This is a genomic window from Yoonia sp. SDW83-1, from assembly GCF_046762885.1.
Lineage (GTDB): Bacteria > Pseudomonadota > Alphaproteobacteria > Rhodobacterales > Rhodobacteraceae > Yoonia.
The window spans coordinates 47,351-71,913 of sequence record NZ_JBKQXO010000009.1; the positions used below are offsets into that span (position 1 = coordinate 47,351).

18 protein-coding genes are annotated in these 24,563 nt (G+C 58.0%); 5 read left to right on the plus strand and 13 right to left on the minus strand.

Features of this window, described 5'->3' with window-relative positions; genetic code table 11:
* Window positions 1-145: 145 nt before the first annotated feature.
* The 5 genes from ACFWW4_RS12895 to gloB all read right to left on the minus strand — a co-directional run bounded on the left by ACFWW4_RS12895 (window position 146) and on the right by gloB (window position 8,939).
* A complete protein-coding gene (locus ACFWW4_RS12895; protein WP_411891227.1) occupies window positions 146-2,104 on the minus strand; it encodes an AMP-binding protein in 1,959 nt (652 codons plus the stop codon).
* A 161-nt stretch (window positions 2,105-2,265) separates the two neighbouring features.
* The gene (fdhF, locus tag ACFWW4_RS12900; protein WP_411891228.1) at window positions 2,266-5,034 is read right to left on the minus strand and encodes a formate dehydrogenase subunit alpha; all 2,769 of its coding nucleotides are present in this window, start codon (window positions 5,032-5,034) and stop codon (window positions 2,266-2,268) included.
* 307 nt (window positions 5,035-5,341) lie between these two features.
* On the minus strand, window positions 5,342-5,596 hold the full coding sequence (locus tag ACFWW4_RS12905; protein WP_411891229.1) for a hypothetical protein: 255 nt from the start codon (window positions 5,594-5,596) through the stop codon (window positions 5,342-5,344).
* Between the two features lie 60 nt (window positions 5,597-5,656).
* Entirely contained in the window at window positions 5,657-7,984 is a 2,328-nt protein-coding gene (gene clpA, locus ACFWW4_RS12910; RefSeq protein WP_411891230.1) for an ATP-dependent Clp protease ATP-binding subunit ClpA, read from the minus strand.
* A 178-nt stretch (window positions 7,985-8,162) separates the two neighbouring features.
* A complete protein-coding gene (gene gloB, locus ACFWW4_RS12915) occupies window positions 8,163-8,939 on the minus strand; it encodes a hydroxyacylglutathione hydrolase (protein ID WP_411891231.1) in 777 nt (258 codons plus the stop codon).
* A gap of 61 nt (window positions 8,940-9,000) precedes the next feature.
* Between gloB and ACFWW4_RS12920 the strand changes: the two genes are divergently transcribed.
* Window positions 9,001-9,771: a class I SAM-dependent methyltransferase gene (locus tag ACFWW4_RS12920; RefSeq protein ID WP_411891232.1), complete on the plus strand. Its 771-nt coding sequence runs from the start codon at window positions 9,001-9,003 to the stop codon at window positions 9,769-9,771.
* Here ACFWW4_RS12920 and ACFWW4_RS12925 read toward each other — a convergent pair.
* Entirely contained in the window at window positions 9,768-10,301 is a 534-nt protein-coding gene (locus ACFWW4_RS12925) for a CAP domain-containing protein (protein WP_411891233.1), read from the minus strand. The genes ACFWW4_RS12920 and ACFWW4_RS12925 overlap by 4 nt on opposite strands.
* A gap of 216 nt (window positions 10,302-10,517) precedes the next feature.
* Between ACFWW4_RS12925 and ACFWW4_RS12930 the strand changes: the two genes are divergently transcribed.
* Window positions 10,518-11,864, plus strand: coding sequence for a hypothetical protein (locus ACFWW4_RS12930; protein ID WP_411891234.1), 1,347 nt, complete (start codon window positions 10,518-10,520; stop codon window positions 11,862-11,864).
* Here the strand turns inward: ACFWW4_RS12930 and ACFWW4_RS12935 are convergent.
* Window positions 11,861-12,367, minus strand: coding sequence for a CAP domain-containing protein (locus ACFWW4_RS12935; protein WP_411891235.1), 507 nt, complete (start codon window positions 12,365-12,367; stop codon window positions 11,861-11,863). The genes ACFWW4_RS12930 and ACFWW4_RS12935 overlap by 4 nt on opposite strands.
* A 263-nt stretch (window positions 12,368-12,630) precedes the next feature.
* On the opposite strand from ACFWW4_RS12935, the gene ACFWW4_RS12940 reads away from it, so the two are divergent.
* The 3 genes from ACFWW4_RS12940 to ACFWW4_RS12950 all read left to right on the plus strand — a co-directional run bounded on the left by ACFWW4_RS12940 (window position 12,631) and on the right by ACFWW4_RS12950 (window position 15,021).
* Window positions 12,631-13,737 (plus strand): THUMP domain-containing class I SAM-dependent RNA methyltransferase, encoded by a 1,107-nt coding sequence (locus tag ACFWW4_RS12940; protein ID WP_411891236.1) that lies wholly within the window; start codon window positions 12,631-12,633, stop codon window positions 13,735-13,737.
* Window positions 13,738-13,887: 150 nt separating this feature from the next.
* Complete coding sequence (locus ACFWW4_RS12945) at window positions 13,888-14,511, plus strand: imm11 family protein (RefSeq protein ID WP_411891237.1); 624 nt, start codon at window positions 13,888-13,890, stop codon at window positions 14,509-14,511.
* Window positions 14,512-14,883: 372 nt separating this feature from the next.
* Window positions 14,884-15,021 (plus strand): hypothetical protein, encoded by a 138-nt coding sequence (locus tag ACFWW4_RS12950; protein ID WP_411891238.1) that lies wholly within the window; start codon window positions 14,884-14,886, stop codon window positions 15,019-15,021.
* Between the two features lie 293 nt (window positions 15,022-15,314).
* On the opposite strand, the gene ACFWW4_RS12955 is transcribed toward ACFWW4_RS12950, so the two are convergent.
* The 6 genes from ACFWW4_RS12955 to ACFWW4_RS12980 form a co-directional block, all read right to left on the minus strand.
* Entirely contained in the window at window positions 15,315-16,112 is a 798-nt protein-coding gene (locus tag ACFWW4_RS12955; RefSeq protein ID WP_411891239.1) for a peptidylprolyl isomerase, read from the minus strand.
* A gap of 5 nt (window positions 16,113-16,117) precedes the next feature.
* Complete coding sequence (gene narI / locus ACFWW4_RS12960; RefSeq protein WP_393927214.1) at window positions 16,118-16,867, minus strand: respiratory nitrate reductase subunit gamma; 750 nt, start codon at window positions 16,865-16,867, stop codon at window positions 16,118-16,120.
* Between the two features lie 12 nt (window positions 16,868-16,879).
* A complete protein-coding gene (gene narJ, locus ACFWW4_RS12965) occupies window positions 16,880-17,599 on the minus strand; it encodes a nitrate reductase molybdenum cofactor assembly chaperone (RefSeq protein ID WP_411891240.1) in 720 nt (239 codons plus the stop codon).
* Between the two features lies 1 nt (window position 17,600).
* Window positions 17,601-19,124: a nitrate reductase subunit beta gene (gene narH, locus ACFWW4_RS12970; protein ID WP_411891241.1), complete on the minus strand. Its 1,524-nt coding sequence runs from the start codon at window positions 19,122-19,124 to the stop codon at window positions 17,601-17,603.
* Window positions 19,121-22,861, minus strand: coding sequence for a nitrate reductase subunit alpha (locus ACFWW4_RS12975; RefSeq protein ID WP_411891242.1), 3,741 nt, complete (start codon window positions 22,859-22,861; stop codon window positions 19,121-19,123). The genes narH and ACFWW4_RS12975 overlap by 4 nt, the downstream gene beginning before the upstream one ends.
* 63 nt (window positions 22,862-22,924) lie before the next feature.
* Window positions 22,925-24,541, minus strand: a complete 1,617-nt coding sequence (locus ACFWW4_RS12980; RefSeq protein WP_411891243.1) for an antiporter — start codon at window positions 24,539-24,541, stop codon at window positions 22,925-22,927.
* Window positions 24,542-24,563: the final 22 nt, after the last annotated feature.

Sequence of the window (24,563 nt, forward strand, 5' to 3'; positions counted from 1 at the left end):
ACCGCCGATGGTGCGGCCGTCCGGGGTCACATAAGGCTCGATGATATCCTTCACGTCACCCACCTCATCATTTTACCGAAAATACACCTACCGGAGGCATCACGGGATGGCGGGCGGGGCGACCGCGCAGCGGAGCGTCGCACCGTCATTCCGCCGCAACCTTCTGCTGTTCAGCTGTCACTGCGGCATCGCGCAACTCCAGCGTCGCCTTGATCTTGCCCTTGCGGCCATCCTCATAGGTCACTTCGGTCTCCGTATAGATCTCGCCCTTATCCGAATACAGCGCTGCAATCAGATCGCTGAACTTCTCGGCAATCACCGCGCGGCGCACCTTGCGTGTGCGCGTCATCTCGCCATCATCGGCATCCAGTTCCTTGTGCAGCACCAGGAACCGATGCACCTGACAGCCCGCCAGCATTTCATCGGCGGCGACCGATTTGTTGACCTCCGCTACATGGGCCTGGATCGTGTCCAAGACGCGGGGATGCTGCGACAATTCCTGATAGCTGGAATAGGCGATATTGTTGCGCTCGGCCCAGTTGCCGACCGCCGTCAGGTCGATATTGATAAAGGCCGTGCAATAATCACGGCCCGCCCCGAACACCACGGCCTCCAGAATGTCGGGATAGAATTTCAGCTTGTTTTCCACATATTTTGGTGCGAACAGACGGCCATCAGCCATCTTTCCCACATCCTTGGCGCGGTCGATGATGCGCAGATGGCCGGTGCCTTCCTCGATGAACCCGGCATCGCCCGTGGCGACCCAGCCTTCGGCATCCTTGGTCGAGGCTGTGCTTTCCGCGTTCTTGTAGTACTCCACAAACACACCGGGCGAGCGATAGAATACCTCGCCATTCTCGGCGATCTTCAGTTCCACACCGGGGCTCGGCACACCCACGGTATCTGACCGGACCTCACCATCGGGCTGCTGGGTAATGAACACCGTCGCCTCGGTCTGGCCGTAAAGCTGTTTGAGGTTGATGCCCAGCGCCCGGTAGAAATCGAAAATCTCGGGGCCAATCGCCTCGCCGGCGGTATAGCCGACCCGCACCCGGCTCAGGCCCAGCGTGTTTTTCAGCGGACCAATCGCGAACCAATCCGCCAGACGATAGCGGAACCGATCCATCTGACTGACCGGTTCACCATCCAATAGCGCGGGACCCACGCGGCGGCCCACCGCCATGCAGCGGTCAAACAACCATTTCTTGAACCGGCCTGCGTCTTCCATGCGGATCATGACGTTGGTCAATTGCTGTTCGAACACACGCGGCGGGGCAAAGAAATAGGTCGGCCCGATCTCGCGCAGATCGGTATGCATCGTCTCGGCGCTTTCCGGGCAGTTGACACAGAACCCGGTCCACATGGCTTGCCCGATGGAAAAGATGAAATCACCGACCCAGGCCATCGGCAGATAGGCCAGCACCTCATCCCCCGGTTGGAGATGGTCAAATTCCGACGAATTTTTCGAGGTTTCGATCACATTGCGGTTCGAAAGCACCACGCCCTTAGGCCGCCCTGTCGTGCCCGAGGTATAAAGCATCACGCTGGTATCATCATAGGTCCGCGCGGCGCTGCGATCATTCACCTCACCAATCCGGCCCGACTTGCGCCCAGCCTCCTGCAGATTAGCGTAAGACGTCATATGGGAATGGTCATATTTGCGCAGACCGCGCCCATCCAGATAGACCACATGCTGCAGCGCGTGCAGGCCGTCGCGGACATCCGCGATCTTGTCCACCTGCTCCTGATCGCCAGCCACGACATAGCGGGCACCGCAATGATCCAGCGCATAGGCGATTTCCTCAGCCGCGGCATCGGCATAAAGCGGCACTGGCACGCAGCCAATCCGTTGCGCGGCGACCATCGCCCAATAAAGCGCCGGACGATTGCGCCCGGCAATCGCGATATGATCGCCCACATCGGCCCCAAGGGTCAGAAACCCCATCGCCAACGCATCGATTTCGGCGGCAGCCTCGGCCCAGGTCCAGCTTTGCCAGATCCCGAATTCCTTTTCGCGATAGGCCGCCTTGGTCCCGTGCTTGGCCACATTCCGGGCCAACAGGTCGGGAACAGATTTCAGGCCGCTGGGCGCGGATGCGGTCATTCCAGATGTCCTCCCTCGCTGGTCACCGCCAGCGTTACAATCGACTCGCCTCCTCGCGACGCGACGTAACAATATACTGCGGGGCCACCCTCAATCCGTCAAATAGTTTTTTGAACAAGCGTTCATTTAATTGCGATCAGACGCGAAAGCGCGTTGCAAGATCACTCCGCCGCGACCTGACTCTCTGCCTTTTCCACCTTCACGGCAGCGAATTTGAACTCCGGGATCTTCCCATACGGGTCCACAGCAGGGTTGGTCAGGATATTCGCGGCCGCCTCCACGTAAGCGAAGGGGACGAACACCATATCGGGTGACACGGCGCGGTCGGCGCGCGCCATGATGTCGATACTGCCCCGCCGGGTTGTCAGACGCACCATGCCGCCCGGCTCCACACCCAGCTTGCGCAAGGTCGACGGGTGCAGTGAACAGTTGGCCTCGGGCTCGACCGCATCCAACACCTTGGACCGGCGGGTCATCGACCCTGTATGCCAATGTTCCAGCTGCCGCCCGGTGGTCAGGATCATCGGATACTCCGTATCCGGCACCTCATCCGGCGCGATCACGCTGGCCGGCGTGAACCGGGCCCGACCATTCTCGCGCGGGAACCCATCGGCAAAGACAATCGGCTGGCCCGGATCCTCTGGCGAAAGCGATGGATAGGTGACGACATTCTGCGCCTCCAGCCGGTCCCATGTGATGTTGTTGAGCGATTTCATCGACTTCGTCATCTCGCCAAACACCTCTGACGGGTGGGCATAGGTCCAAGGCAGGCCCAGCCGCTTTGCCAATTCGGTCGTGATCCACCAATCCTCTTTCGCCTCACCCGGCGGGGGCACGGCAGGGCGGCCCATCTGCACCTGACGGTTGGTGTTGGTCACCGTCCCGGTCTTTTCGGCAAAGGCGCTGGCAGGCAGGATCACATCGGCGAAATTCGCTGTTTCGGTGATGAAGATATCCTGCACCACCAGGTGTTTCAGCTTGGCCAGCGCATCGCGGGCATGTTCCACATCCGGGTCGGACATCGCCGGATTTTCGCCCAGAATATACATGCCGTGAATATCGCCTGCATGGACCGCATCGAGGATTTCGGTGACGGTCAGACCGCGTTTGGGGTCAATTGTGCCTTCTTGCCAGATCTCCTGAAACGCAGATCGCACACCATCATCCCCCACCGGCTGATAATCCGGCAGGAACATCGGGATCAGGCCAGCATCCGACGCGCCCTGCACATTGTTCTGCCCCCGCAACGGATGCAGACCGGCACCGGGGCGACCCACCTGCCCGGTCATCAGCGCCAACGAAATCAGGCAACGCGAGTTGTCGGTTCCGTGGATATGCTGGCTGACACCCATCCCCCAGAAAATCATCGCCGATTTCGCCCCGGCAAAGGTGCGGGCCACATCGCGCAATGTCTCTGCCAGGATGCCGCAGATGCCTTCCATCTTCTCGGGTGAGAAATCAGCCAGATGCGCCTTCTCGGCCTCCCAATTCTCGGTATAGGCCTCGATATATTGCTGGTCGTAGAGCTTTTCTTCCACGATCACATGCATGATCGCGTTCAGCATCGACACATCCGCGCCGGGCCGAAACTGCAGCATATGCGACGCAAACCGGCGCAGACCCACACCGCGCGGGTCCATCACGATCAGCTTGCCACCGCGCTTGGCGAACTGCTTGAAGTAGGTCGCCGCAACCGGATGGTTTTCGACCGGGTTGGCGCCGATCACAATCGCCACATCGGCATTCTCGATCTCGTTAAAGGTCGCGGTCACCGCACCGGACCCCACATTCTCCATCAATGCCGCAACCGATGACGCGTGGCAAAGGCGCGTACAATGATCGACATTGTTATGGCCAAAACCCTGGCGGATCAGCTTCTGAAACAGATACGCCTCTTCATTGGTGCACTTGGCCGACCCGAACCCGGCCACACCCCGCCCGCCGATCTCCTTCAGGCCGTTTGCAGCCACATCCAGCGCCTCTTCCCACGATGCCTCGCGGAAATGGGTGCGCCAGTTGGCGGGGTCCACATTTAGGCCCTTGGCCGGCGCATCATCGCGCCGGATCAGCGGCTTGGTCAGGCGGTGATCATGATGAATGTAATCGAACCCGAAACGACCTTTCACACAAAGCCGACCTTCATTGGCGGGGCCGTTGATCCCCTCGACAAACTTGACCTTGTTGTCCTTGACCTTCAGCGACACCTGACAGCCCACGCCGCAGAACGGACAGACCGAACTGACCTCGCGGTCGTAATCCTTGGTGTCACCGACCTGATGATCGTCCGTGACCGTCGCAGGCAGCAGCGCCCCTGTCGGGCAGGCCTGCACACATTCGCCGCAGGCGACGCAGGATGACGCGCCCATCGGGTCATCCATGTCGAAGACCGGATAGGAGTCATGGCCCCGGCCCGCCATGCCGATCACATCATTGACCTGCACCTCGCGGCAGGCACGCACGCAAAGGCCGCATTGAATGCAGGCATCCAGATTGACCGACATCGCGACATGGCTGTCATCCAACAGCGGAATGTGATCGGCATCCATGGTTGGAAAGCGGCTTTCACTCACATCCTGCTTTGCCGCCATATCCCAAAGATGGCTGGATTTGTCATGTGCAACGGCCTGTTCCGGCTGATCAGCAACCAGCAGTTCCATCACCATCTTGCGGGCCTGCACCTCGCGCGGTTGATCGGTGGTCACGACCATCCCCTCAGACGGTTCGCGAATGCAGGACGCGGCCAGCGTCCGCTCACCCTCGATCGCAACCACGCAGGCACGGCAATTGCCATCGGACCGATAACCAGGGCTGGGTTTGTGGCACAGATGCGGGATCACCAGACCGCGGCCGTGAGCGACCTCCCAAATGGTTTCGCCCGGTTCGGCAGTGACGGTCTGGCCATCAAGCGTAAAGGTGATCTGGTCCGACATCTGGATTCTCCGCCTCTTTGGAGCAGACTACACCATGAGGACAGCATCGACGAAAGGCCATCCGCGACCCCGGCGGCCGTTTTTGCGCCACCAGGAATTTCCGATAGAGAACCCGGGGGCCGATCTGCCTCACCTCCATTCGCTAGCAAATCCTCTCCGAGGATTTGAACACGGACTTTCGGGGAAAGTCTGTTCTGTGCCACATTGAATGCAGGGGGTTCGATCTACCGGGGCTCGTCCGGTTCCCGCATCGACCCGGCAAAACTCTCTTGGCGTTCGACCTCAGCGAGACGCGGCGATTGATTACTCATTCTAAGTCGGAGTGACGCGTCATACGCTGATAACGCACCCGTTCCTCGATCATCGTGAACCAGTGGGAATTGTGGTCATGGATCAGAGCATGCACCTCTTCACCATCAGCGCCAGATACGACCTTGATTTCGACCCGGTACCAGATTCCGCTTGCGCCCTGCACGTCTTCTTCGAGCGACCTGTCGGCACAATACGTGACGAACAAATCGATATGCTTTCGCAAAATGTCGTAGGCTTCAACGCGGTTCATGAAAGAAGCCCGGCGGGGATGCCGCCGGGCCGTTGTTGTTTCTTGTTTCGCACCCTTGCGTCAATCGGCGGTCAGCAACGGCGGCTTGTCACCCTTGTCGGTTATCTTGCCTTGCTCGGGCTCCAGATATTTCAGCTCAAGCGCGCCCTTCTTGACGCCAACCTTGACGATTCCGCCTTTGACAAGCTTGCCGAACAGCAGTTCTTCGGCCAGCGGCTTCTTGATGTGCTCTTGGATGACGCGGCCCAGTGGACGCGCACCCATTTTCTCATCATAGCCCTTGTCGGCCAGCCACTCGGCGGCTCCAGGTGTCAGTTCGATATGCACATTCCGGTCGATCAACTGCGCTTCAAGCTGCAGCACAAACTTCTCGACCACCTGCATGATCACCGGTTTCGGCAAAGCACCAAAGCTAATGATCGCATCGAGACGGTTCCGGAATTCCGGTGTGAATGTGCGTTCGATCGCCGCCGTATCTTCACCCGTCCGTGCCTCACGGCCAAAGCCCATGGCGTTTTTCGACATTTCAGCCGCACCCGCGTTGGATGTCATGATGATGATTACATTGCGGAAATCGGTCGTCCGACCGTTATGGTCGGTCAGCTTCCCGTGATCCATCACCTGCAGCAGGATGTTGTAGACATCCGGGTGCGCCTTTTCCATCTCATCCAGCAGCAGCACGCAATGCGGGTTCTGATCGACCCCATCGGTCAGCATGCCACCCTGATCAAATCCGACATAGCCGGGAGGCGCACCAATAAGACGGCTGACCGCGTGCTTTTCCATATATTCGGACATGTCAAAGCGCAGTAGTTCCACACCCAGTGTGCTGGCCAACTGCTTGGCCACCTCGGTTTTACCCACACCGGTCGGACCCGCGAACAGGTAGTTGCCAATAGGCTTTTCGGGCTCACGCAGACCAGCCCGCGCCAGCTTGATCGCCGATGACAGCGCCTCGATCGCCGTATCCTGACCAAAGACCACGCGCTTCAGCGTCTTCTCCAGATCTTTCAGCACCTCGGCATCATCTTTCGACACATTCTTGGGCGGAATGCGGGCGATCTTGGCGACCACATTCTCGATCTCCTTGGTGCCAATCGTCTTACGACGCTTCGATTCCGCAACCAGATGCTGGGCCGCACCCGCCTCATCAATCACGTCAATCGCCTTGTCGGGCAATTTGCGGTCGTTGATATAGCGCGCCGACAGTTCCACAGCCGTCTTGATCGCATCAGCGGTGTATTTGATGCTGTGATGCTCTTCGAAATAGGGTTTCAACCCCTGCAGAATCTTGATCGAATCCGGCACCGAAGGTTCAGTCACATCAATCTTCTGGAACCGGCGGGACAATGCGCGATCCTTTTCGAAATGCTGGCGGAATTCCTTGTAGGTGGTCGACCCCATGCAGCGCAGCTTGCCGCCCTGCAACGCAGGTTTCAGCAGGTTCGATGCATCCATGGCCCCGCCAGAGGTCGCACCCGCACCGATTACGGTGTGGATTTCATCAATGAACAGCACCGCATCCGGGTGGTTTTCCATCTCCGACATCACGGCCTTCAACCGTTCCTCGAAATCACCACGATAGCGGGTTCCGGCCAGCAGCGCGCCCATATCAAGGCTATAGATCGTGGCAGAGGCCAACACCTCCGGCGTTTCGCCATTCACGATCTTGAAGGCCAAACCTTCCGCAATCGCCGTCTTGCCGACGCCAGGGTCACCCACCAAAAGCGGGTTGTTCTTGCGACGACGACACAGCACCTGAATGCAGCGCTCTACCTCATGCGCTCGGCCGATCAACGGATCAACATCGCCTTTTGTGGCCTTGGCGTTCAGGTCAACGCAGTACTTCGCCAATGCGCTTTCCTTTTCATCGCCATCGGCACCAACCGACACTGTCTCACCTTCTTCAGCCGAACCCGTCACAGGGCGCGATTCCCCGAATGCAGGGTCCTTGGCCACACCATGGGCGATGAAATTCACCGCGTCATAGCGGGTCATATCCTGCTCCTGCAGGAAATAGGCGGCATTGCTTTCGCGCTCGGCAAAAATAGCGACCAGCACATTGGCGCCTGTCACCTCGTTCCGGCCGGAGGATTGCACATGAATGGCGGCACGCTGAATGACCCGCTGGAAGGCGGCGGTCGGTACCGCCTCTGACCCTTCGACATCGGTGATCAGGGTCGACAGATCATCCTCGATGAACTGTTCAAGATCCTTGCGCAACTCATCCAGATTGACCGAACAGGCACGCATCACACGGGCCGCGTCAGGTTCATCAATCAGCGCCAGCAGCAAATGCTCCAGCGTGGCGAGTTCGTGCTTGCGTGCATTTGCCAGGGCAAGGGCCCCATGAATGGACTGCTCAAGTGTTGTCGAAAATGATGGCACGATCTGTGCTCCTTGACATCGGGGGTCGGCATATACTGCACACGCCAACCGTGGCCTCTTATCCTTAAGGTTTGGTTTTATCCGCGAACCTTCAAGGACTTTTTTATCATTCGGCTTCACAAATAACGTGAAGTCCAGAAATTCATCTGCTTTGGGTCACGATGTCACATCATCGTGGTTAAAATTTGTCTTTGCGTGCCCTGATCTCGGCAAAAACATCCACATCGGTTGAATCTGCCATGCCCAGCACAGCCTTGAACGCAGGGTCATCGGCCCGCAAAAACGGGTTCGTGCGCATTTCTTCATCAAGTGCGGAAGGCACAGTCGGGCGTCCGGCAGCGCGCGCGGCCTCAATCCCTTCGACACGAGAGATAAGGTCGTTATTGTCAGCGTCAAGGGACAGGGCAAAACGGGCATTGGTTTCGGTATATTCATGACCCGAACAAATGATCGTGTCTTCCGGTAATGAACGCAGTTTTTGCAGGCTTTCCCACATCTGGGCCGCCGTCCCTTCGAACAGGCGACCACAGCCCAGCGCCATCAGGCTGTCGGCGGTAAAGGCCAGTTCCGGCTCGGGCATATGATAAGCGATATGGCCAATCGTGTGGCCGGATACATCCAGCACATGCGTATCGACGCCACATATCTCGATCACATCTCCATCGGCGACCTGAACGTCCAGCGGTGGCAACCGGTGCGCATCGCGCGCCGCCCCGATAACGCGCGCCCCTTCACGCAGCTCCGACACTCCATCGATATGATCGCCGTGGTGATGGGTGATCAGAATATCGGTCAGGGTCCAACCCTTGGCCTTCAACGCGGCCTGAATGGGCTTCGCCTCGGGGGCGTCGACCAGCGCGGTTTCGCCAGTATCACGGTTATGGACCAGAAACGCATAGTTGTCGGACAGGCACGGCACAACCACCATATCAATCGGGGCAAAATCGTTTGGCATGGTAAATCGGCCTCCTGTTGGTATTCTTGCCCCAGCTTCGCCCAAGGGGACCCAAACCGCAATGCATCTCGACGTGCTTGATCTGCGAAATTTCTACTACCGCAGCGCGTTGGGGCGGGCTGCGCAAAAGGTGATCCGGGATGAACTGGTGAACCTCTGGCCAGAGGCCAAGGGACAGATGGTCGTGGGCTTCGGCTTTGCGGTCCCCCTGCTGCGGCCCTATCTGAAAGACGCGCGGCGGGTGATCGGGCTGATGCCCGGCCCGCAAGGCGTCATGCCATGGCCGCCCGATGCGCAGAATGTCAGCGTGCTGTGCGAAGACACGCTCTGGCCGCTGGAAACCGGGCATGTGGACAAACTGGTGCTGATGCACGGGCTGGAAACATCCGAAACGCCATCGTCGCTGCTGGACGAGGCCTGGCGGGTCCTCGGCCCTGGCGGGCGGGCAATATTCATCGTGCCCAACCGGGGCGGGCTCTGGTCACGATCAGACGCCACACCGTTCGGCTACGGGCGACCCTATTCGCTGGGCCAGCTTGAGGCGCAGTTGCGCAAGCATCGCTTTGTCACCGAACACACCTTATCGGCGCTCTACCAACCGCCGTCTTCAGCCAAGCTCTGGCGCAAATCAGCAGGGCTGCTTGAAAAGGTCGGTCACAACATGCCTTTCGTCGTGGCCGGTGGGGTTCTGATCGTCGAAGTCAGCAAGCAAATGGCCGCGCCGACCCGCCCGGGACTGGGCGAGGCGGTCAAGCGGCCACTCAGGGCCTTGGAAGAGATCACCAAGCCGAAACCGAAACCGGAAACCGCCAGAACGCCACAGGGCTCTTAAGGGTCTGTGGGATCAGCCAGCAAAAGAACCCAGCGCTGGTTATTATCAGGCCCGGCCTTTGCGATGCCAAAATGCTCAAAATCGGCAAGGTTAATGTTGTTCGACGCCCCATTGTCATTATCGACACTGAAGTCGGCACCGGCACCACCGGCTTCCCACGCGTCCAACAGCTGCTGAAGGGTCAGGTTGTTGCCGCGACCAATGCCCTCGTAAAACACTTTCCAAGTATAGCCTTGGTCCAGCAGACGTTCACCAGCGTCGCAGGGGTCTCCACAATCGGCAAGCGGATCTATCACATCGTCATGACCGAAGTACCCGTCCCTGACCATATCCCGTGCGTGGAAGTCTGCCGCGTTGGCGACACGTATGTCAAAATCAACCTCACCAGCGCCATTGCTCATGCGGGCGCCGTTCAGCAGGGTGCCAAAGTCAGTGTTGAGCTGTGTTGTCGGGGCCGATGGTCCGTCCGACCCGCCACCCATACATGCTGGCAGCAGGCAAAGGGCCACCAAAGAAATTGCGTACTTCATCTATCATCTCCTGGGCCCCCAGACAGAAGTGGTAGACACAACATCATCATCTCGTAAGCGGTCAGCGTTACGCATTGATTTTACGGCGATATTTCGCTCACATCACGCGTTTCACGGCCATGTTTTGGCCACAATTGCGGGATGCCTTGCCCATGTCACAATTGTCGGTAGTTTCGCGCATTCCAGCGGCGTTATGATGTAAAAGGCCTTGCGATTATGAACTTTCTTTGTCGTCTCAGCGGTGCCATCGCGCTGTGTGCCACGACGGCGTTTGCGCAAACCGCGACCGACCAGATCGTGCTGGACGCGGAAACGGCCCTGACCGGGGGTGATCCGGCAACCGCGCTGACGCTGAGCGATGCCGCCCTGGAACAATCCCCCAACAATTTCGCCGCACTCTTCTTGCGGGCTTTAGCCCTATCGGAGCTGGGACAGCATCCAGAGGCCGCCCGAACTGCTGGCCAGGCTTACCGCATCGCGCAAACCCGGGAGGAAAAGCTGCAATCGGCCCGTCTGGCTGGCGGGGCACGGTTTGCGGCACGGCAATATGTGCGGGCCGAATGGTGGCTGCGGCAGGCGGCCAACCACATCAACTCAAGCGAGGACGCGGCGACCATCGTCACCGAATTCAGCCGAATCCGCGAAGAAAACCCGCTTTCCGCACAGTTCAATTTCAACGCAGCACCATCCGATAACATTAATAACGGGGCGGACAGCGACACGTTCAGGCTCGAAGGGCTGGACATCGAATTCGGACTGCCCCCCAGCAGCGTGGCGCTGTCGGGGATCGAGTATTCAGGCGATGCGCAACTCTCGTACAGGATTGCCAGTTCCGACCGGCAACGCACGTCTCTGGGCCTCTACGTGTTCGGGCGGACTTACACCCTGTCGGAAGATACGCAAGATCGGGTGCCTGACCTGTCAGGCAGTGACTATGCCTTGGCGCTGGCCGATATCTCGATCAATCAGGAATGGCTGGTCTCGCCCGAAGGACCGACAAGCCTGTCACTGGGGCTGGGCCGGGTGTGGTATAGCGGGGACCTGTTGTGGAACAACTGGCGGGTGTCACTGCGACAGGATATGAAGATGGGACCGTCCGCCGTCTTAGGTGTCATCGGGCAACTGGAAGAACGCAAACTGATCGACGACAGATTTCCTGACCGGTTCATCTACACGCTCGGGCTGCTATACACCCAGACACTTCCCAATAATGACCGGCTGGATGTATCCGTGACAGGGCTGTTCAACGACGCCAACGATATCGAAGAAAACTTCACCGACACCCAATTGACGCTGGGCTACGGTTTCGATCAGGCGATACTGGGGACCAAATGGTCTTTCTCCCTCGGCGTGGGGCACACCGAATACAAGGAATTCTCGCTCTCACTCGACGGTCGCCGGGACGATTATGCGAGCATCGGCGGCACGGTTATCTTTGAGGATATCAGCTATTTCGGCTTTTCGCCCAGCGTGTCGGTCTCCGCACGGCGAACCAAATCCAATGTGGACCAGTTCACCAGTTCACAACTGCAGGCACGGGTCGGGATTTCATCGAACTTCTAACGCTCGGTCGCCAGCACCAGAACCCAATACTTGTTTGACCCGGACCCGGCCTTGGCCAGACCAAATTCCTCGAAATTCGGGTTTAGATTGTTACGCCGGTGCCCACTGGAATTCTGCCAGGAACGAAAAACATCCGCCTCGGTCTGCTGACCACGGGCGATATTCTCGCCATAGGTCCGCCAGTTATAGCCCTGCGCCCTGATGCGATCGCCAGCGCTCGACCCGTTGCGCCCGGTATGACTGAAATAGTTATTGGCCAGCATGTCATTGGCATGGCCCTGGGCAGCCGCACCCAAACGGGCATCATAGCTGACGGCACCGGCGCCATTGCCGGCCCGGGCATTGTTCAGCAGACCCGCAAAGCTCTGATTGGTGGGCGCGCTGGGCACGGAGGGCGTAGCCTGCAAATTCGATGCACCCATCGTTGACGTGCTGGATCCACCGCTGCTGCTCCCGCAGGCTGCGAGGGCGCAGACCGCCAGGACCGAAAGATGATATTTCATTGTGTCTCTCCAAGCGCCCCGGAGACTCTTGTAGGCAGCCCATGCACCGCGGGCAAAGGGGACTGACGCGGACCCAGTTTCAGGGCGATAAGGCGCTGATCACTGCCAGATCGGCAGGCAAAAAATTGCTACAACCCAAAGGATCAGCCGGTCACAATGAACGCGTGTTCGGCAAACCCACTGGGATAGCCCCCAGAGACCCGTCATCCATCGTCGGCCACCCACCCTTGCGCGCGCCACAGGCTTACCACTATGCACCTCCAATGACAAACAGGTTCGAAATTTTCATGACCGCGACCCCGGGGCTCGAACAGGCCTTGCTGGCAGAGGCGCATGAAAACGGCTTTGCCGATGCGAAAGTCACACCCGGCGGGGTCACGATCACCGGCACATGGGCGGATGTCTGGCAGGCCAACCTGACCATGCGCGGGGCCACACGGGTACTGGCGCGGATCGGGTCCTTCATGGCTTTCCACCTGGCCCAGCTGGATAAGCGGGCGCGTAAATTTCCCTGGGGCGACGTGCTGCGGACGGACGTGCCCGTGCGGGTCGAGGTCGCGACATCCCGCAAATCCAAGATCTACCACGCTGGCGCCGCCACCCAGCGGATTGAAAATGCGCTCAAGGCGCAAGGCTACCAGATCAGCGCCGACGCCCCTATCGCCATCAAGGCGCGGATCGACGACAACCGGGTCACACTCAGCGTCGACACATCCGGCGAAAGCCTGCACAAGCGCGGGCACAAAGAGGCTGTGGGCAAGGCCCCCATGCGCGAAACGCTGGCAGCACTGATGCTGCGCGAATGCGGCTACACCGGGCGCGAACCCGTGCTCGACCCCATGTGCGGCTCCGGCACCTTCGTCATCGAAGCGGCAGAGATCGCGGCAGGCCTGCACCCCGGCCGCACCCGGTCCTTCGCCTTCGAACAGCTCGCCAGCTTCAACGCCGGCACGTGGCAAGACCTGCGTAGGGTGGGTGAAACCCACGCACCGGGCATCCACTTCCACGGCTCCGACCGTGACGCAGGCGCGGTGCGCATGGCGACCGCCAACGCCGAACGGGCGGGCGTCGGCCACCTGATCACCTTCCAGAACCTCAACGCCAGCGACATCCAGCGACCCGAAGGGCCCCCCGGCCTGATCATCTGCAACCCGCCCTACGGCGGACGGATCGGCAATCCGAAAATGCTCTACAGCGTCTATGCGGGGCTGGGGGAAACGCTCAAATCACGGTTCACAGGCTGGCGGGTCGGGATCGTCACCAACGACGCCAGCCTCGCCAAAGCCACCGGCCTCCCCTTCGGCCCCAAAGGTCCAGCCATCCCGCACGGAGGGCTGAAAGTGTGGTTGTTCAAGACCAGGCCATTGTGATGCACTTGTTCGACTACATCCGACCTAGAACAACCAGGAAATGACGGCGATCCGCTGACGTCGTAGATCATGATCATGCTGACGCACATGGAATCGTTAGGAACAACGGAGCCGCAAACCATGCATGGCCCAAAAGAAGGGAAATCATAAATGCCTTGGCAACTGACGGCAGAGATCACTGATAGTCGCGAACTGCACTGGGGGGACATGCTGACGGAAGAAGAACAGAATCAGCTTCCTGAAAAATATAGTCATTTGGGAATGGAGCATGGTGTTCCCTTCCATCCAGATCTTCCGCCAATTCCCTATGGCCTGACGATAAACAACAGAAAAAGACACACAACTGTTCCCGCAATTTGCAGCGGGCGCTTCGCCTATGATATTTTCTTTGATGAGGGCATGAAGGCGCTGATTGAAGAAATGGAGCCTGGCGTACATTTCTTTCATCTGGTCTCGCTGTATTCGCAGTCGGAAGAGTTGTTTGACACCAAGCATTTCCTGTTCCGCGCGGATCAGTTGATTGATGGAATCATCCCCGAACAATCGGAGGTCGTTCCAAAGCACATGAATGGAACCTTGCGTCGCTACCTTGAAACCGCTGTATGGCCAAAGATTACCTGGGCCGAGGACGCTATCGCGGGACGCCATCTTTGGATGGACAAGTATTTCAAACGCAGCCTGTACTGCTCGGATGCATTTCTGGAGCAACTGCAAAAACGCAATGTCGGCCACTATCGCACATTTCCATCATTCACGGCCCACAGACTGCATTAGAACGTTTCCACAAAACATCAGGATTGATGATCTCATCCATGTCGAATCCCTAACACCCGTTAACAAACCCCACCGCACGCACCGTTAACCCCACCAAACGCCGCCAAAAGGTCCGACGTTTTGCCGACGCAAATCCGACGCGATGCCGACCGGGCATTTCACAGCAAAATAAGGCGTTAACCCATGATTCGCGCTTAATCGCGAAAACAACCGAACGGTGAGGGATGAGCGGCGTCTTTGAAACGGTCCACTGGACCGTTTCCGCCTTGAACGGGCGGAGCCCAGGTCAAGCAATCCTCGCGCGACACCCCGTTCCGATTAGTAAGGCTGCCGGTGCGCCACTATCTGACCCGCCAAAATGAAGGAGGTACCATGAGTGTCACCGTCAAAAAAAACACGCCGATGCCGGACGATATCCGCGCCAGCGAGGGCTTCGAGAATTTGCGCGATCTGGGGCGTATCCTTACCCGCGTTTGCGTGATCCTTCTTCAGTCTTATGATGGTTTTTGATCTTATCCTTAGGCTTGCATAGCGCGGAAAGGCGGGAACAAATCCTCTTCTTCGTCCCGCAGATGCAACGGCATTTCATTGGCTAAAACCGCAATGCTGTAGAAAGTCCTGTCGAGCCGGGGGCCTAGCCCTGAGCGATTTGATTAGCCTTTTGACAAATTTGACGCGCGCGCAGTTAGTCTTCGTGGGTGAACTTTAGCGGTTCAGCCAACCGCGAAACCGCTGTTGGTTCAAGGCAATCCCCCCTGTTCAGATGTCATGTATGTTTACCCATTATCTCGCCCTTCTTGGGGCTAGACGGATCGGAGGTCCGCGCCGGTGATTTCGGCAGACGCGACCAGTTTTTGCACGAATTTCTGGGCTTGCCGTGCCCATGATGCTTTTTCCATGGCCTCGGCGATTTTTGGTTTCACTGCCGCAAAAGGAAGCACGGCCCCAAGGGCCACGGCATCCATGCGCACGATATGCCAGCCATGCCGCGTCAGGATCGGTTGGGGTGTGACTTCGCCCTCGTCCAGATGGCGCAGGATCGCCTCGAACTCGGGCACGGTGTCGCCCGGTCCAAGCTGGCCCAGGGTGCCGCCGGATGATTTGGACCCGCAATCGCTTTCACGCGACGCAATCACGGCAAAGCTTTTGGCGTCTTTGCCGACGAGCGGGATCAGAGCTTCGGCCCGGTGCATCGCATCGTGCTTGGCCTTTTCATCGCGAGGATCGCACGCGCACAGGATATGGGAGACCTCCCACAAAGGTGGCGCGCGAAAACGGCTAGGGTCTTTCTTCCACTCCGCATAGATCGCGTCGTCTTCCGGTAATTCCGGATCAACGACCATTTCAAGAAGGCCCCTGATTTGAGCCTCCTCATCTGTTTCGAACTTGTCCGGCGCCACCTCTTTACGCTCAGGTTTCAGTCCGCGCGCCCTTGCCTCTTGCAACAGAAGGGTGCGGATCGCCACGGCGTTTGCGGCCTTGCGCCAGGCGATGCCCGGCTTTCCAGCCGGGGCATCGTGGTTTTGGGTTTCCGCTGCCACCAATGTGTGCGGCACGGTTTCACCATTGACGATCAGATCAGGGAAGAGTGCTGCGTTCATCTGCTTTACTCCGCCGGTGTTGTCTTGGGGGCGCTGCGCTTGGGCAGTGCCTTGCCGCGACGCGACCGCACGATCTGATAGCCGGGACGCGTCAGATACTTCACGGGTGCCGCGAAACCCGAGATCATATGGACCAACCGCGAGAACGGGAAGAGTGCGGTGATGATCAGGCCCAGGAAGATATGCAGCTTATAGAGCCAGTGCACGTCAACCACAGTCACCCAGGCGTTGATGTTCCATGTCACGATGCTTTGCGACCAGCTCATAAAGCGGACCATTTCGGAACCGTCCATATGTTGCAGGGTCTGCGTGATTGTCAGCAGGCCGATGGCCAGTTGCAGCCAGATCAGCACCATGATGGTGATGTCCATCCAGCTGGATGTGGCGCGGATACGTGGCTCAGTCAGGCGGCGGTGCAACAGCAACGTGCCTCCGATCAGCGCAGCGATCCCTGCAGGCCCCCCTATGATCACGGCCATCCACTGCTTGAGCGCATAAGGCACGCCAAGCGCATCAAGCACCCAAACCGGGGTAAACAAGCCCACCAAATGCCCAAAGAAGATGGTGATGATCCCAACATGGAACAGGATGGACCCCCACATCAGCTGCTTGCGGCGCAACAACTGGCTGGAAGAGCTTTTCCACGTGTACTGATCACGGTCGTAGCGGGCGATGGAGCCGATAACCAGAATGGTCAGCGCGGCATAAGGCATGATGCCGAAGATGATGAAGTCGATATCGAAATTCTCAAGCATTTCGGTGTCTCCTTATTCTGCCGCGTGTTGCGGTGGTGGGTTGATGGGCAGGTCCATTTGGGCGAGCATCTCGCGCGCCTGCGGACAACCTGCATTGGGGTCAGGGCCGAACAGCACTTCGCTTTCTTCCCAGACCTCATCAAGGGCTTCCAAGTCCGTTGGATCATCGTCAGGCTGGGCCAGCATTTCTGCGACCGCTTCCTTGTCGGCCTTCACACCTGCCAGCTGAAGAAGGCTGGCGAATACGGCACTGTAAGGGCTTTCCCGCCGGATCAGCCGGGCGTTCAAGGCTTCAAAGATATGTGCCGCATCCGCCAGAGTGTCCTGCGCGACCATAGGGGAGCGGGTGGACAGGAATTCCAGCAAAACAGGCAAGTGATCCGGCAATTCAGATGTCACAGGATCAAAACCACCTTCGCGGTAGGTTTCGACCAGTGACACCATTGCCCCGCCCCTATCCCGGCTTTCGCCGTGAACATGTTCAAACAGGTTCAATGACAGGGTGCGCGATCGGTCGAAGAGCAGCACATACTGCTCTTCAAGGTCATAGATGTCGCGCCCGCTTAGCGCCTCCACCAGCGGGCGCAACGCCCGACGGGCTGTTGCTGTCAATCGCGTGTCCGAGGCCAGAATGGCGCTAATCTCGGGCATGGCATGCTGCAACGCGCAGGTCGGGTAACTGAGAAGAAGTGAGAATGCTTTGAGAGTACGATCTACTATTGGCTGGCCCATATCACATTGCCTCCGTTGGCATTTTCAGGGGTTTTTTGGAGCCGCCGAATAGCGATCCCTTCGATGAACCGCCGCCGCACCCGTTGGTATCGGTAAAGCCGCAGCCGCCGCGCAGGTCGTAAGCTTCCTCGACCTGTTCGCGGTGCGTTGTCGGAATGACAAAGCGGTCCTCATAATCGGCAAGGGCCATGATCTTGTACATGTCCTCGATCACGCGGCCCGACAGGCCGACGCGTGCGGCGATCCCTTCGTCGATAACGCCCTCGATCGTTTTGGAGCGCATGTAAGACCGCATCGCCAGCATCCGTTCCAATGCTGTGACAACCGGGGCTTCATCGCCAGCAGTCAACATATTGGCGAGGTATCTGACCGGAATGCGCAGGTCCTTGACGTCCGGCATGCCTTCGCTAGTGCCAATCGCGCCCGCCTCAGCGGCATTCTGGATTGGCGACAACGGCGGGATATACCAAACCATCGGCAGCGTCCGGTATTCCGGGTGCAGAGGGAAAGCGACTTTCCACTCCATCGCCATCTTCCAGATCGGGCTTTCCTGAGCGGCTTTGATCCAATCCTCTGGGATACCGTCCGCGCGCGCTGTTTCGATCACGACGGGATCATTAGGGTCAAGGAACACACCCAGTTGCGCATCATAGAGGTCCTGTTCATCCTCCATGTTCGCCGCATCTTCGATCTTGTCGGCGTCATAGAGCATGACGCCCAGATAACGGATGCGCCCCACACAGGTTTCCGAACAGACCGTTGGGTTGCCGCTTTCAATCCGGGGATAACACAATGTGCATTTCTCGGATTTGCCGCTTTCCCAGTTGTAGTAGATTTTCTTGTAGGGGCAGCCCGAAACACACATGCGCCAGCCACGGCACTTTTCCTGGTCAATCAGAACGATGCCATCTTCTTCGCGCTTATAGATCGCGCCTGATGGGCAGGACGATGCGCAAGCCGGGTTCAGGCAGTGTTCGCAAAGCCGGGGGAGGTACATCATGAATGTATTCTCGTATTCCCCATAGATTTCTTTCTGGATGCCTTCGAAGTTGTAATCGCCAGAGCGTTTGGAAAATTCGCCGCCAAGAATTTCTTCCCAGTTCGGGCCCTTTTCGATCTTCTCAATCCGCTCGCCGGTGATCTTGGAACGCGGGCGTGCCGTTGGGAACGCCTCCATCTCGGGGGCGGATTTCAGGTGGTCATAGTCGAAATCGAAAGGTTCATAATAGTCGTCGATTTCGGGCATGGAGGGGTTGGCAAAGATGTTGGACAGGATGCGCCATTTGCTGCCCTGTTTAGGCTGCAATTTCCCGGATTTCGTCCGTTCCCAGCCACCTTTCCACCGTTCCTGATTTTCCCAGTCAGTCGGGTAGCCCAAACCGGGTTTGGTTTCCACGTTGTTGAACCAGGCGTATTCAACGCCGTCGCGACTCGTCCAGACATTCTTGCAAGTGACAGAGCATGTATGGCACCCGATGCATTTATCGAGGTTCAGCACCATGCCGATTTGTGCGCGGATTCTCATGTCTCTGCCTCCTGTGCAGGTGCTTTCCAGCTTTCTTCTTTGTCGAGCCAGTCGACCTTCTTCATCTTTCGGACCACGACGAATTCATCCCGGTTCGATCCAACGGTGCCGTAGTAGTTGAAGCCGTAGGATTGTTGGGCGTAGCCGCCGATCATGTGGGTGGGTTTCAGGACCGCGCGGGTGACCGAATTGTGGATGCCGCCCCGGTGTCCGGTCTTTTCCGATCCGGGTGTATTCACGATCTTTTCTTGCGCGTGATACATGAAGGTCGTGCCTTCCTTGATCCGCTGGGACACCACCGCCCGCGCGGTCAGCGCGCCGTTGGTGTTGTAAAGCTCGACCCAGTCGTTATCGACGATGCCCGCGCTTTTGGCGTCCACCTCCGATATCCAGATCACCGGCCCGCCCCGGTTGAGCGTCAGCATCAACAGGTTGTCGGAATAGGTGGAGTGGATGCCCCATTTCTGGTGTGGCGTAATGAAGTTGAGCACAAGGTTGTCGCCATCATCCTGCACGTCCTTGGTGATGGTTTTCAGATCAATCGGCGGACGGTAGGACATGAAGCCTTCGCCAAACGCCAGCATCCACAAATGGTCCTGATAAAGCTGTTGTCGCCCGGTCAGGGTGCGCCACGGGATCAACTCATGCACATTGGTGTAGCCCGCGTTATAGCTGACCTTGTCGCTTTCAATCCCCGACCATGTGGGGCTGGAAATGATCTTGCGTGGCTGCGCGGCAATATCGTGAAAGCGGATTTTCTGGTGATGCTCACCTTCGGCCAGATGCGCGTGTTCACGTCCTGTGGCTTTTTCCAGCGCCTCCCATGCTTTTACGGCGACGTTGCCGTTTGTCTCGGGCGCGAGCATCAGGATGACTTCGCAGGCGTCGATGGCAGTTTCGATCTTGGGCCGGCCGGCCGCAGCGCCATCCAGTTGCACGCCGTTCAGGGCTGAGAGATTGTCGATCTCCTCCTGTGTGTTCCATGTGATGCCTTTACCGCCATTGCCCAGCTTGTCCATGAGCGGACCAAGAGCAGTAAATCGGTCATAGATCGCGGTGTAGTCGCGTTCGACCGCCACATAGGCCGGGGCCGTCTTGCCGGGGATCAGATCGCATTCGCCTTTCTTCCAGTCCTTGACCTGATCCTGCGCAATCTCCGCCGGGGTGTCGTGCAGGATCGGCAATGCGACGATATCGGTTTCCTTCTCCAGATAACCTGGTGTGATCTCCTGGAATTTCTTCGCGATGGATTTGAAGATTTCCCAGTCGGATTTGCTTTCGTACGCCGGATCAACCGCCGCCTGCAGCGGGTGGATGAATGGGTGCATGTCCGACGTGTTCATGTCGTCCTTTTCGTACCAAGACGCTGTTGGCAGAACGATGTCGGAGTAGACCGCAGTGGTCGACATACGGAAGTCGATGGTCACCAGCAGGTCCAGCTTGCCGCGTGGGGCATCGGGGTGCCACTTGGCTTCTTTCGGCAACTGGCCACCATCTTCGCCGAGATCCTTGCCCAGCACGCCGTGATCGGTGCCAAGCAGGTGCTTGAGGAAGTATTCGTGACCCTTGCCCGATGATCCCAACAGGTTAGACCGCCAGACAAACAGGTTGCGCGGCCAGTTGGCGGGGTTGTCGGGGTCCTCGCAGGACATTTCCAGATCGCCGGACTTGAGGTTCTCGGCCACATATGCCGAGATTTCCTTGCCTGCTTCTTTCGCAGCCTTCGCCACCTCCAAGGGGTTTGTTTTCAGCTGCGGAGCAGATGGCAACCAGCCCATGCGTTCGGCACGAATATTATAGTCGATTAGGCTCGCATCCCAATCACCTTCGGGCGCTGTAGGTGACAAAATCTCCTCGGCTTTCAGTGTCTCATAGCGCCACTGATCGGTATGTGCGTACCAAGCGGAAGTGGAGTTCATATGCCGTGGTGGACGGTTCCAATCCAGCGCAAAGGCCAGCGGCTGCCAGCCGGTCTGCGGCCGCAGCTTTTCCTGCCCCACATAGTGCGCCCAGCCACCGCCCGATTTGCCCACGCAGCCGCACATGACCAGCATGTTGATGACCCCACGATAGTTCATATCCATATGGAACCAGTGGTTCATCGCAGCGCCGATGATGATCATCGACTTGCCTTGGGTCTTTTCGGCATTGTCCGCGAACTCACGGGCCACATGGGCGATCTTGTCAGCTGGCACGCCGGTGATCTTCTCGGCCCAGGCAGGTGTACCAGGCATATCGTCGGCGTAGTCGGCTGTGACCCAATCGCCGCCCAGACCCCGGTCAAGGCCGTAGTTGGCGCAGAACAGGTCAAAGACGGTCGCTACTTTGATGTCGCCCTCGGCAGTCTTGATTTTTTTGACAGGAATGTTGCGGGTCAGCACGTCGGGATGGTCGGCATCGGTCGCGAACTGACCGTAGGCCTGACCGCCAAAATAGGGGAAATCGACTCCGACGATATCATCCTGGTCTTCTTCCAGAACGAACGACATCTTCAGCTTGGTGTCAGCCTCTTTCGCCTTTTCCTCAAGGTTCCATTCGCCGTCCTCACCCCAGCGATATCCGACCGAACCGTTGGGCGCGACCAGCCCGTTCGAAATCTCATCAAAGGCGACTGTCTTCCATTCGGGATTGTTGTCTTCGCCCAGCTTGCCGTCCAGATCATCGGCTCGCAGGAAACGGCCGGGCACTAGCTTACCGTCCCTTTTTTCCAGCTTCACCAGCATGGGGAAGTCGGAATACTTGCGCGTGTAGTCCTCAAAATACTCGGCCTGACGATCAAGGTGGAATTCGCGCAGGATCACGTGACCAAAAGCCATGGCGAGCGCGGCGTCCGTCCCTTGTTTGGCATTCAGCCAGACATCGCCGAATTTTGCGGCCTCAGAGTAATCGGGGCAGATGACCGCAGATTTAGTGCCTTTATAGCGGGCCTCTGTATAGAAGTGCGCATCAGGTGTCCGTGTCTGCGGGACGTTGGAGCCCCAAAGCAGCAGGTAACCGGAGTTGTACCAGTCTGCGCTTTCCGGCACGTCGGTCTGTTCGCCCCACGTCATGGGCGATGCTGGAGGAAGGTCGCAATACCAATCATAGAACGACATGCAGACGCCACCCATCAGCGACAGGTAACGCGAGCCTGCGGCGTAAGAGACCATCGACATCGCAGGAATGGGCGAAAAACCAAAGACGCGGTCAGGACCATAGGTCTTGGCGGTGTAAGCATTGGCCGCCGCCGTGATCTCGGTCGCCTCGTCCCATGTGGCGCGCACAAACCCACCCTTGCCGCGCGTCTCCACGTATGACGCACGCAGGATCGGATCGGCTTGCAATTTTGTCCAAGCCTCGATTGGCTCCATGGTCTCGCGCATCTTGCGCCAGACCTTCATCAAACGGCCCCGAACCAGCGGGTTCTTCACGCGGTTGGCACTATACAAATACCAGCTATAGCTTGCACCTCGGGCACAGCCGCGCGGTTCGTGATTTGGCAGGTCAGCGCGGGTGCGTGGGTAATCTGTTTGCTGGGTTTCCCACGTTACGATCCCGGACTTGACGTAGATTTTCCAGCTGCATGAACCTGTGCAATTCACCCCGTGGGTCGACCGCACAACTTTGTCGTGCCGCCAGCGATTGCGATAGGTGTCTTCCCAGTCGCGGCTTTCGTTGGTGGTCTTGCCGAAGCCATCAGAGAACTCTTCAAGGTTCTTTGATTCCAGAAAGTTCAGTTTGTCGAGCAGGTGGCTCATGTCTTTTCTCCTGTCAGGGTGATCCTGCCCCGGCGCGAATGCCGGGACAGGCAGGCATCAGGTTTATGGGTTCTGGACGTAGGCATTGGGCCGCAGATAAAACCACCAGTTGATTGCGATACAGACGGTGTAGAAGACCGCAAAACCATACAGCGCGTATTCCGGGTGCCCTGCGCTCAGCTGTTCGCCGAACACTTTGGGGATAATGAATGCGCCATAGGCAGCAACCGCAGCGGTCCAACCCAAGGCAGGGCCAGCCTGCTCTCTGTTGAAGACCACGGCGATGGTGCGGAATGTCGATCCGTTGCCGATGCCGGTTGCTGCGAACAAGATCAGGAACAGGCCCAGGAATGGGTAGAAATACTGTTCCGGTGTCGCAGAGGCATAGGCCGCTTGAATGAAGTAGGCGACACCCAGGGCAGAGGCGACCATGATGATCGAAATCCACTGCGTCACACGTGCACCGCCCAGTTTGTCGGCCATCATCCCGCCAATCGGACGGATCAGCGCGCCGATGAATGGCCCCATCCAGGCGAACATCAAGGCCGATGGGCCGTTGGGGTTCACGGTGTCATGGGTCATCAAACCATCCACTTCGAGGTGACTGAAGCCGAAGACGACCTTGATGGTAAGTGCCAGAGCAGCCGAATAGCCGATGAACGAACCAAAGGTCATGGTGTAGATCACAGTCATGGCCCAAGTGTGTTTGTTGCCAAAGATCTGGTACTGGCGGCTCAGGTTCTGGCCTACGGCACCGGGGATCATCTTCAGACCCAAGACGGTCAGCGCGATGACGATGGGCAGCACGATCCATTTCGACAGGCCAATGCCGGATGTCGGCAAACCCGCCTCGGTCCCTGGCAGCAGCAACCACAAACCGAAGGCAGCGGTTGCAAAGCCGATCAATAGCATCCCGGTGATGGTCGCAAAGGCACCCAACGGGTTCGGGATGTTTGGCGAGACATGCTCATCACGGATATTGTTCATGCCGAACCAGCCGATGATGACCAGCGGGATCAGGAACACCAGCCAGATCAGGCCCGCGTTTTGAATGTAAGTCTCGGTCCCCGCGGGGATCTTACCGATCAGGGTACCGGATGTGTTGACCAAAGTGCGGCTCTCGCCGCCAAAGATGCCCATTGTCATCGCCAATGGGATCAGGATTTGCATGGTGGTCACGCCAAAGTTACCCAGACCGGCATTCATGCCCAAGGCAAAACCTTGGATCTTCTTTGGGTAAAAGAAGCTGATATTGGACATCGAGGACGAGAAGTTACCGCCGCCGATGCCCGACAGGAATGCAAGGATCTGGAAGTACCACAATGGTGTGTTGGGGTCTTGCAGAGCCAGCCCAGTGCCCAGAGCGGGGATGATCAGCAAGGCGGTGGTAAAGACGATTGTATTACGCCCACCCGCGATGCGAATAAAGAACGTGGATGGAATACGCAGCGTTGCTCCGGTCAGACCGGCGATGGCACCTAGGGTGAAGAGGTCGGATTTTGCGAACTCAAACCCAAGGTTAAGCATCTGCACCGTGATGATGCCCCAATACAACCAAACCGCAAAACCGCACAGCAACGATGGGATCGATATCCACAGGTTGCGCGTGGCAATCGATTTGCCGGTAGAGGACCAGTAACTGTCGTCCTCGATGTTCCAATTTGTCAGATCTTGTCCCACTTGATTTCTCCAAGTTCAGGGG

What these genes read in the sequence shown, in the direction of transcription:
- ACFWW4_RS12895 (WP_411891227.1), bottom strand. Translation starts at nt 2,104, where the DNA reads ATGACCGCATCCGCGCCCAGCGGCCTGAAATCTGTTCCCGACCTGTTG.
- fdhF (WP_411891228.1), bottom strand. Translation starts at nt 5,034, where the DNA reads ATGTCGGACCAGATCACCTTTACGCTTGATGGCCAGACCGTCACTGCC.
- ACFWW4_RS12905 (WP_411891229.1), bottom strand. Translation starts at nt 5,596, where the DNA reads ATGAACCGCGTTGAAGCCTACGACATTTTGCGAAAGCATATCGATTTG.
- gloB (WP_411891231.1), bottom strand. Translation starts at nt 8,939, where the DNA reads ATGCCAAACGATTTTGCCCCGATTGATATGGTGGTTGTGCCGTGCCTG.
- ACFWW4_RS12920 (WP_411891232.1), top strand. Translation starts at nt 9,001, where the DNA reads ATGCATCTCGACGTGCTTGATCTGCGAAATTTCTACTACCGCAGCGCG.
- ACFWW4_RS12925 (WP_411891233.1), bottom strand. Translation starts at nt 10,301, where the DNA reads ATGAAGTACGCAATTTCTTTGGTGGCCCTTTGCCTGCTGCCAGCATGT.
- ACFWW4_RS12930 (WP_411891234.1), top strand. Translation starts at nt 10,518, where the DNA reads ATGAACTTTCTTTGTCGTCTCAGCGGTGCCATCGCGCTGTGTGCCACG.
- ACFWW4_RS12935 (WP_411891235.1), bottom strand. Translation starts at nt 12,367, where the DNA reads ATGAAATATCATCTTTCGGTCCTGGCGGTCTGCGCCCTCGCAGCCTGC.
- ACFWW4_RS12940 (WP_411891236.1), top strand. Translation starts at nt 12,631, where the DNA reads ATGACAAACAGGTTCGAAATTTTCATGACCGCGACCCCGGGGCTCGAA.
- ACFWW4_RS12945 (WP_411891237.1), top strand. Translation starts at nt 13,888, where the DNA reads ATGCCTTGGCAACTGACGGCAGAGATCACTGATAGTCGCGAACTGCAC.
- ACFWW4_RS12950 (WP_411891238.1), top strand. Translation starts at nt 14,884, where the DNA reads ATGAGTGTCACCGTCAAAAAAAACACGCCGATGCCGGACGATATCCGC.
- ACFWW4_RS12955 (WP_411891239.1), bottom strand. Translation starts at nt 16,112, where the DNA reads ATGAACGCAGCACTCTTCCCTGATCTGATCGTCAATGGTGAAACCGTG.
- narI (WP_393927214.1), bottom strand. Translation starts at nt 16,867, where the DNA reads ATGCTTGAGAATTTCGATATCGACTTCATCATCTTCGGCATCATGCCT.
- narJ (WP_411891240.1), bottom strand. Translation starts at nt 17,599, where the DNA reads ATGGGCCAGCCAATAGTAGATCGTACTCTCAAAGCATTCTCACTTCTT.
- narH (WP_411891241.1), bottom strand. Translation starts at nt 19,124, where the DNA reads ATGAGAATCCGCGCACAAATCGGCATGGTGCTGAACCTCGATAAATGC.
- ACFWW4_RS12975 (WP_411891242.1), bottom strand. Translation starts at nt 22,861, where the DNA reads ATGAGCCACCTGCTCGACAAACTGAACTTTCTGGAATCAAAGAACCTT.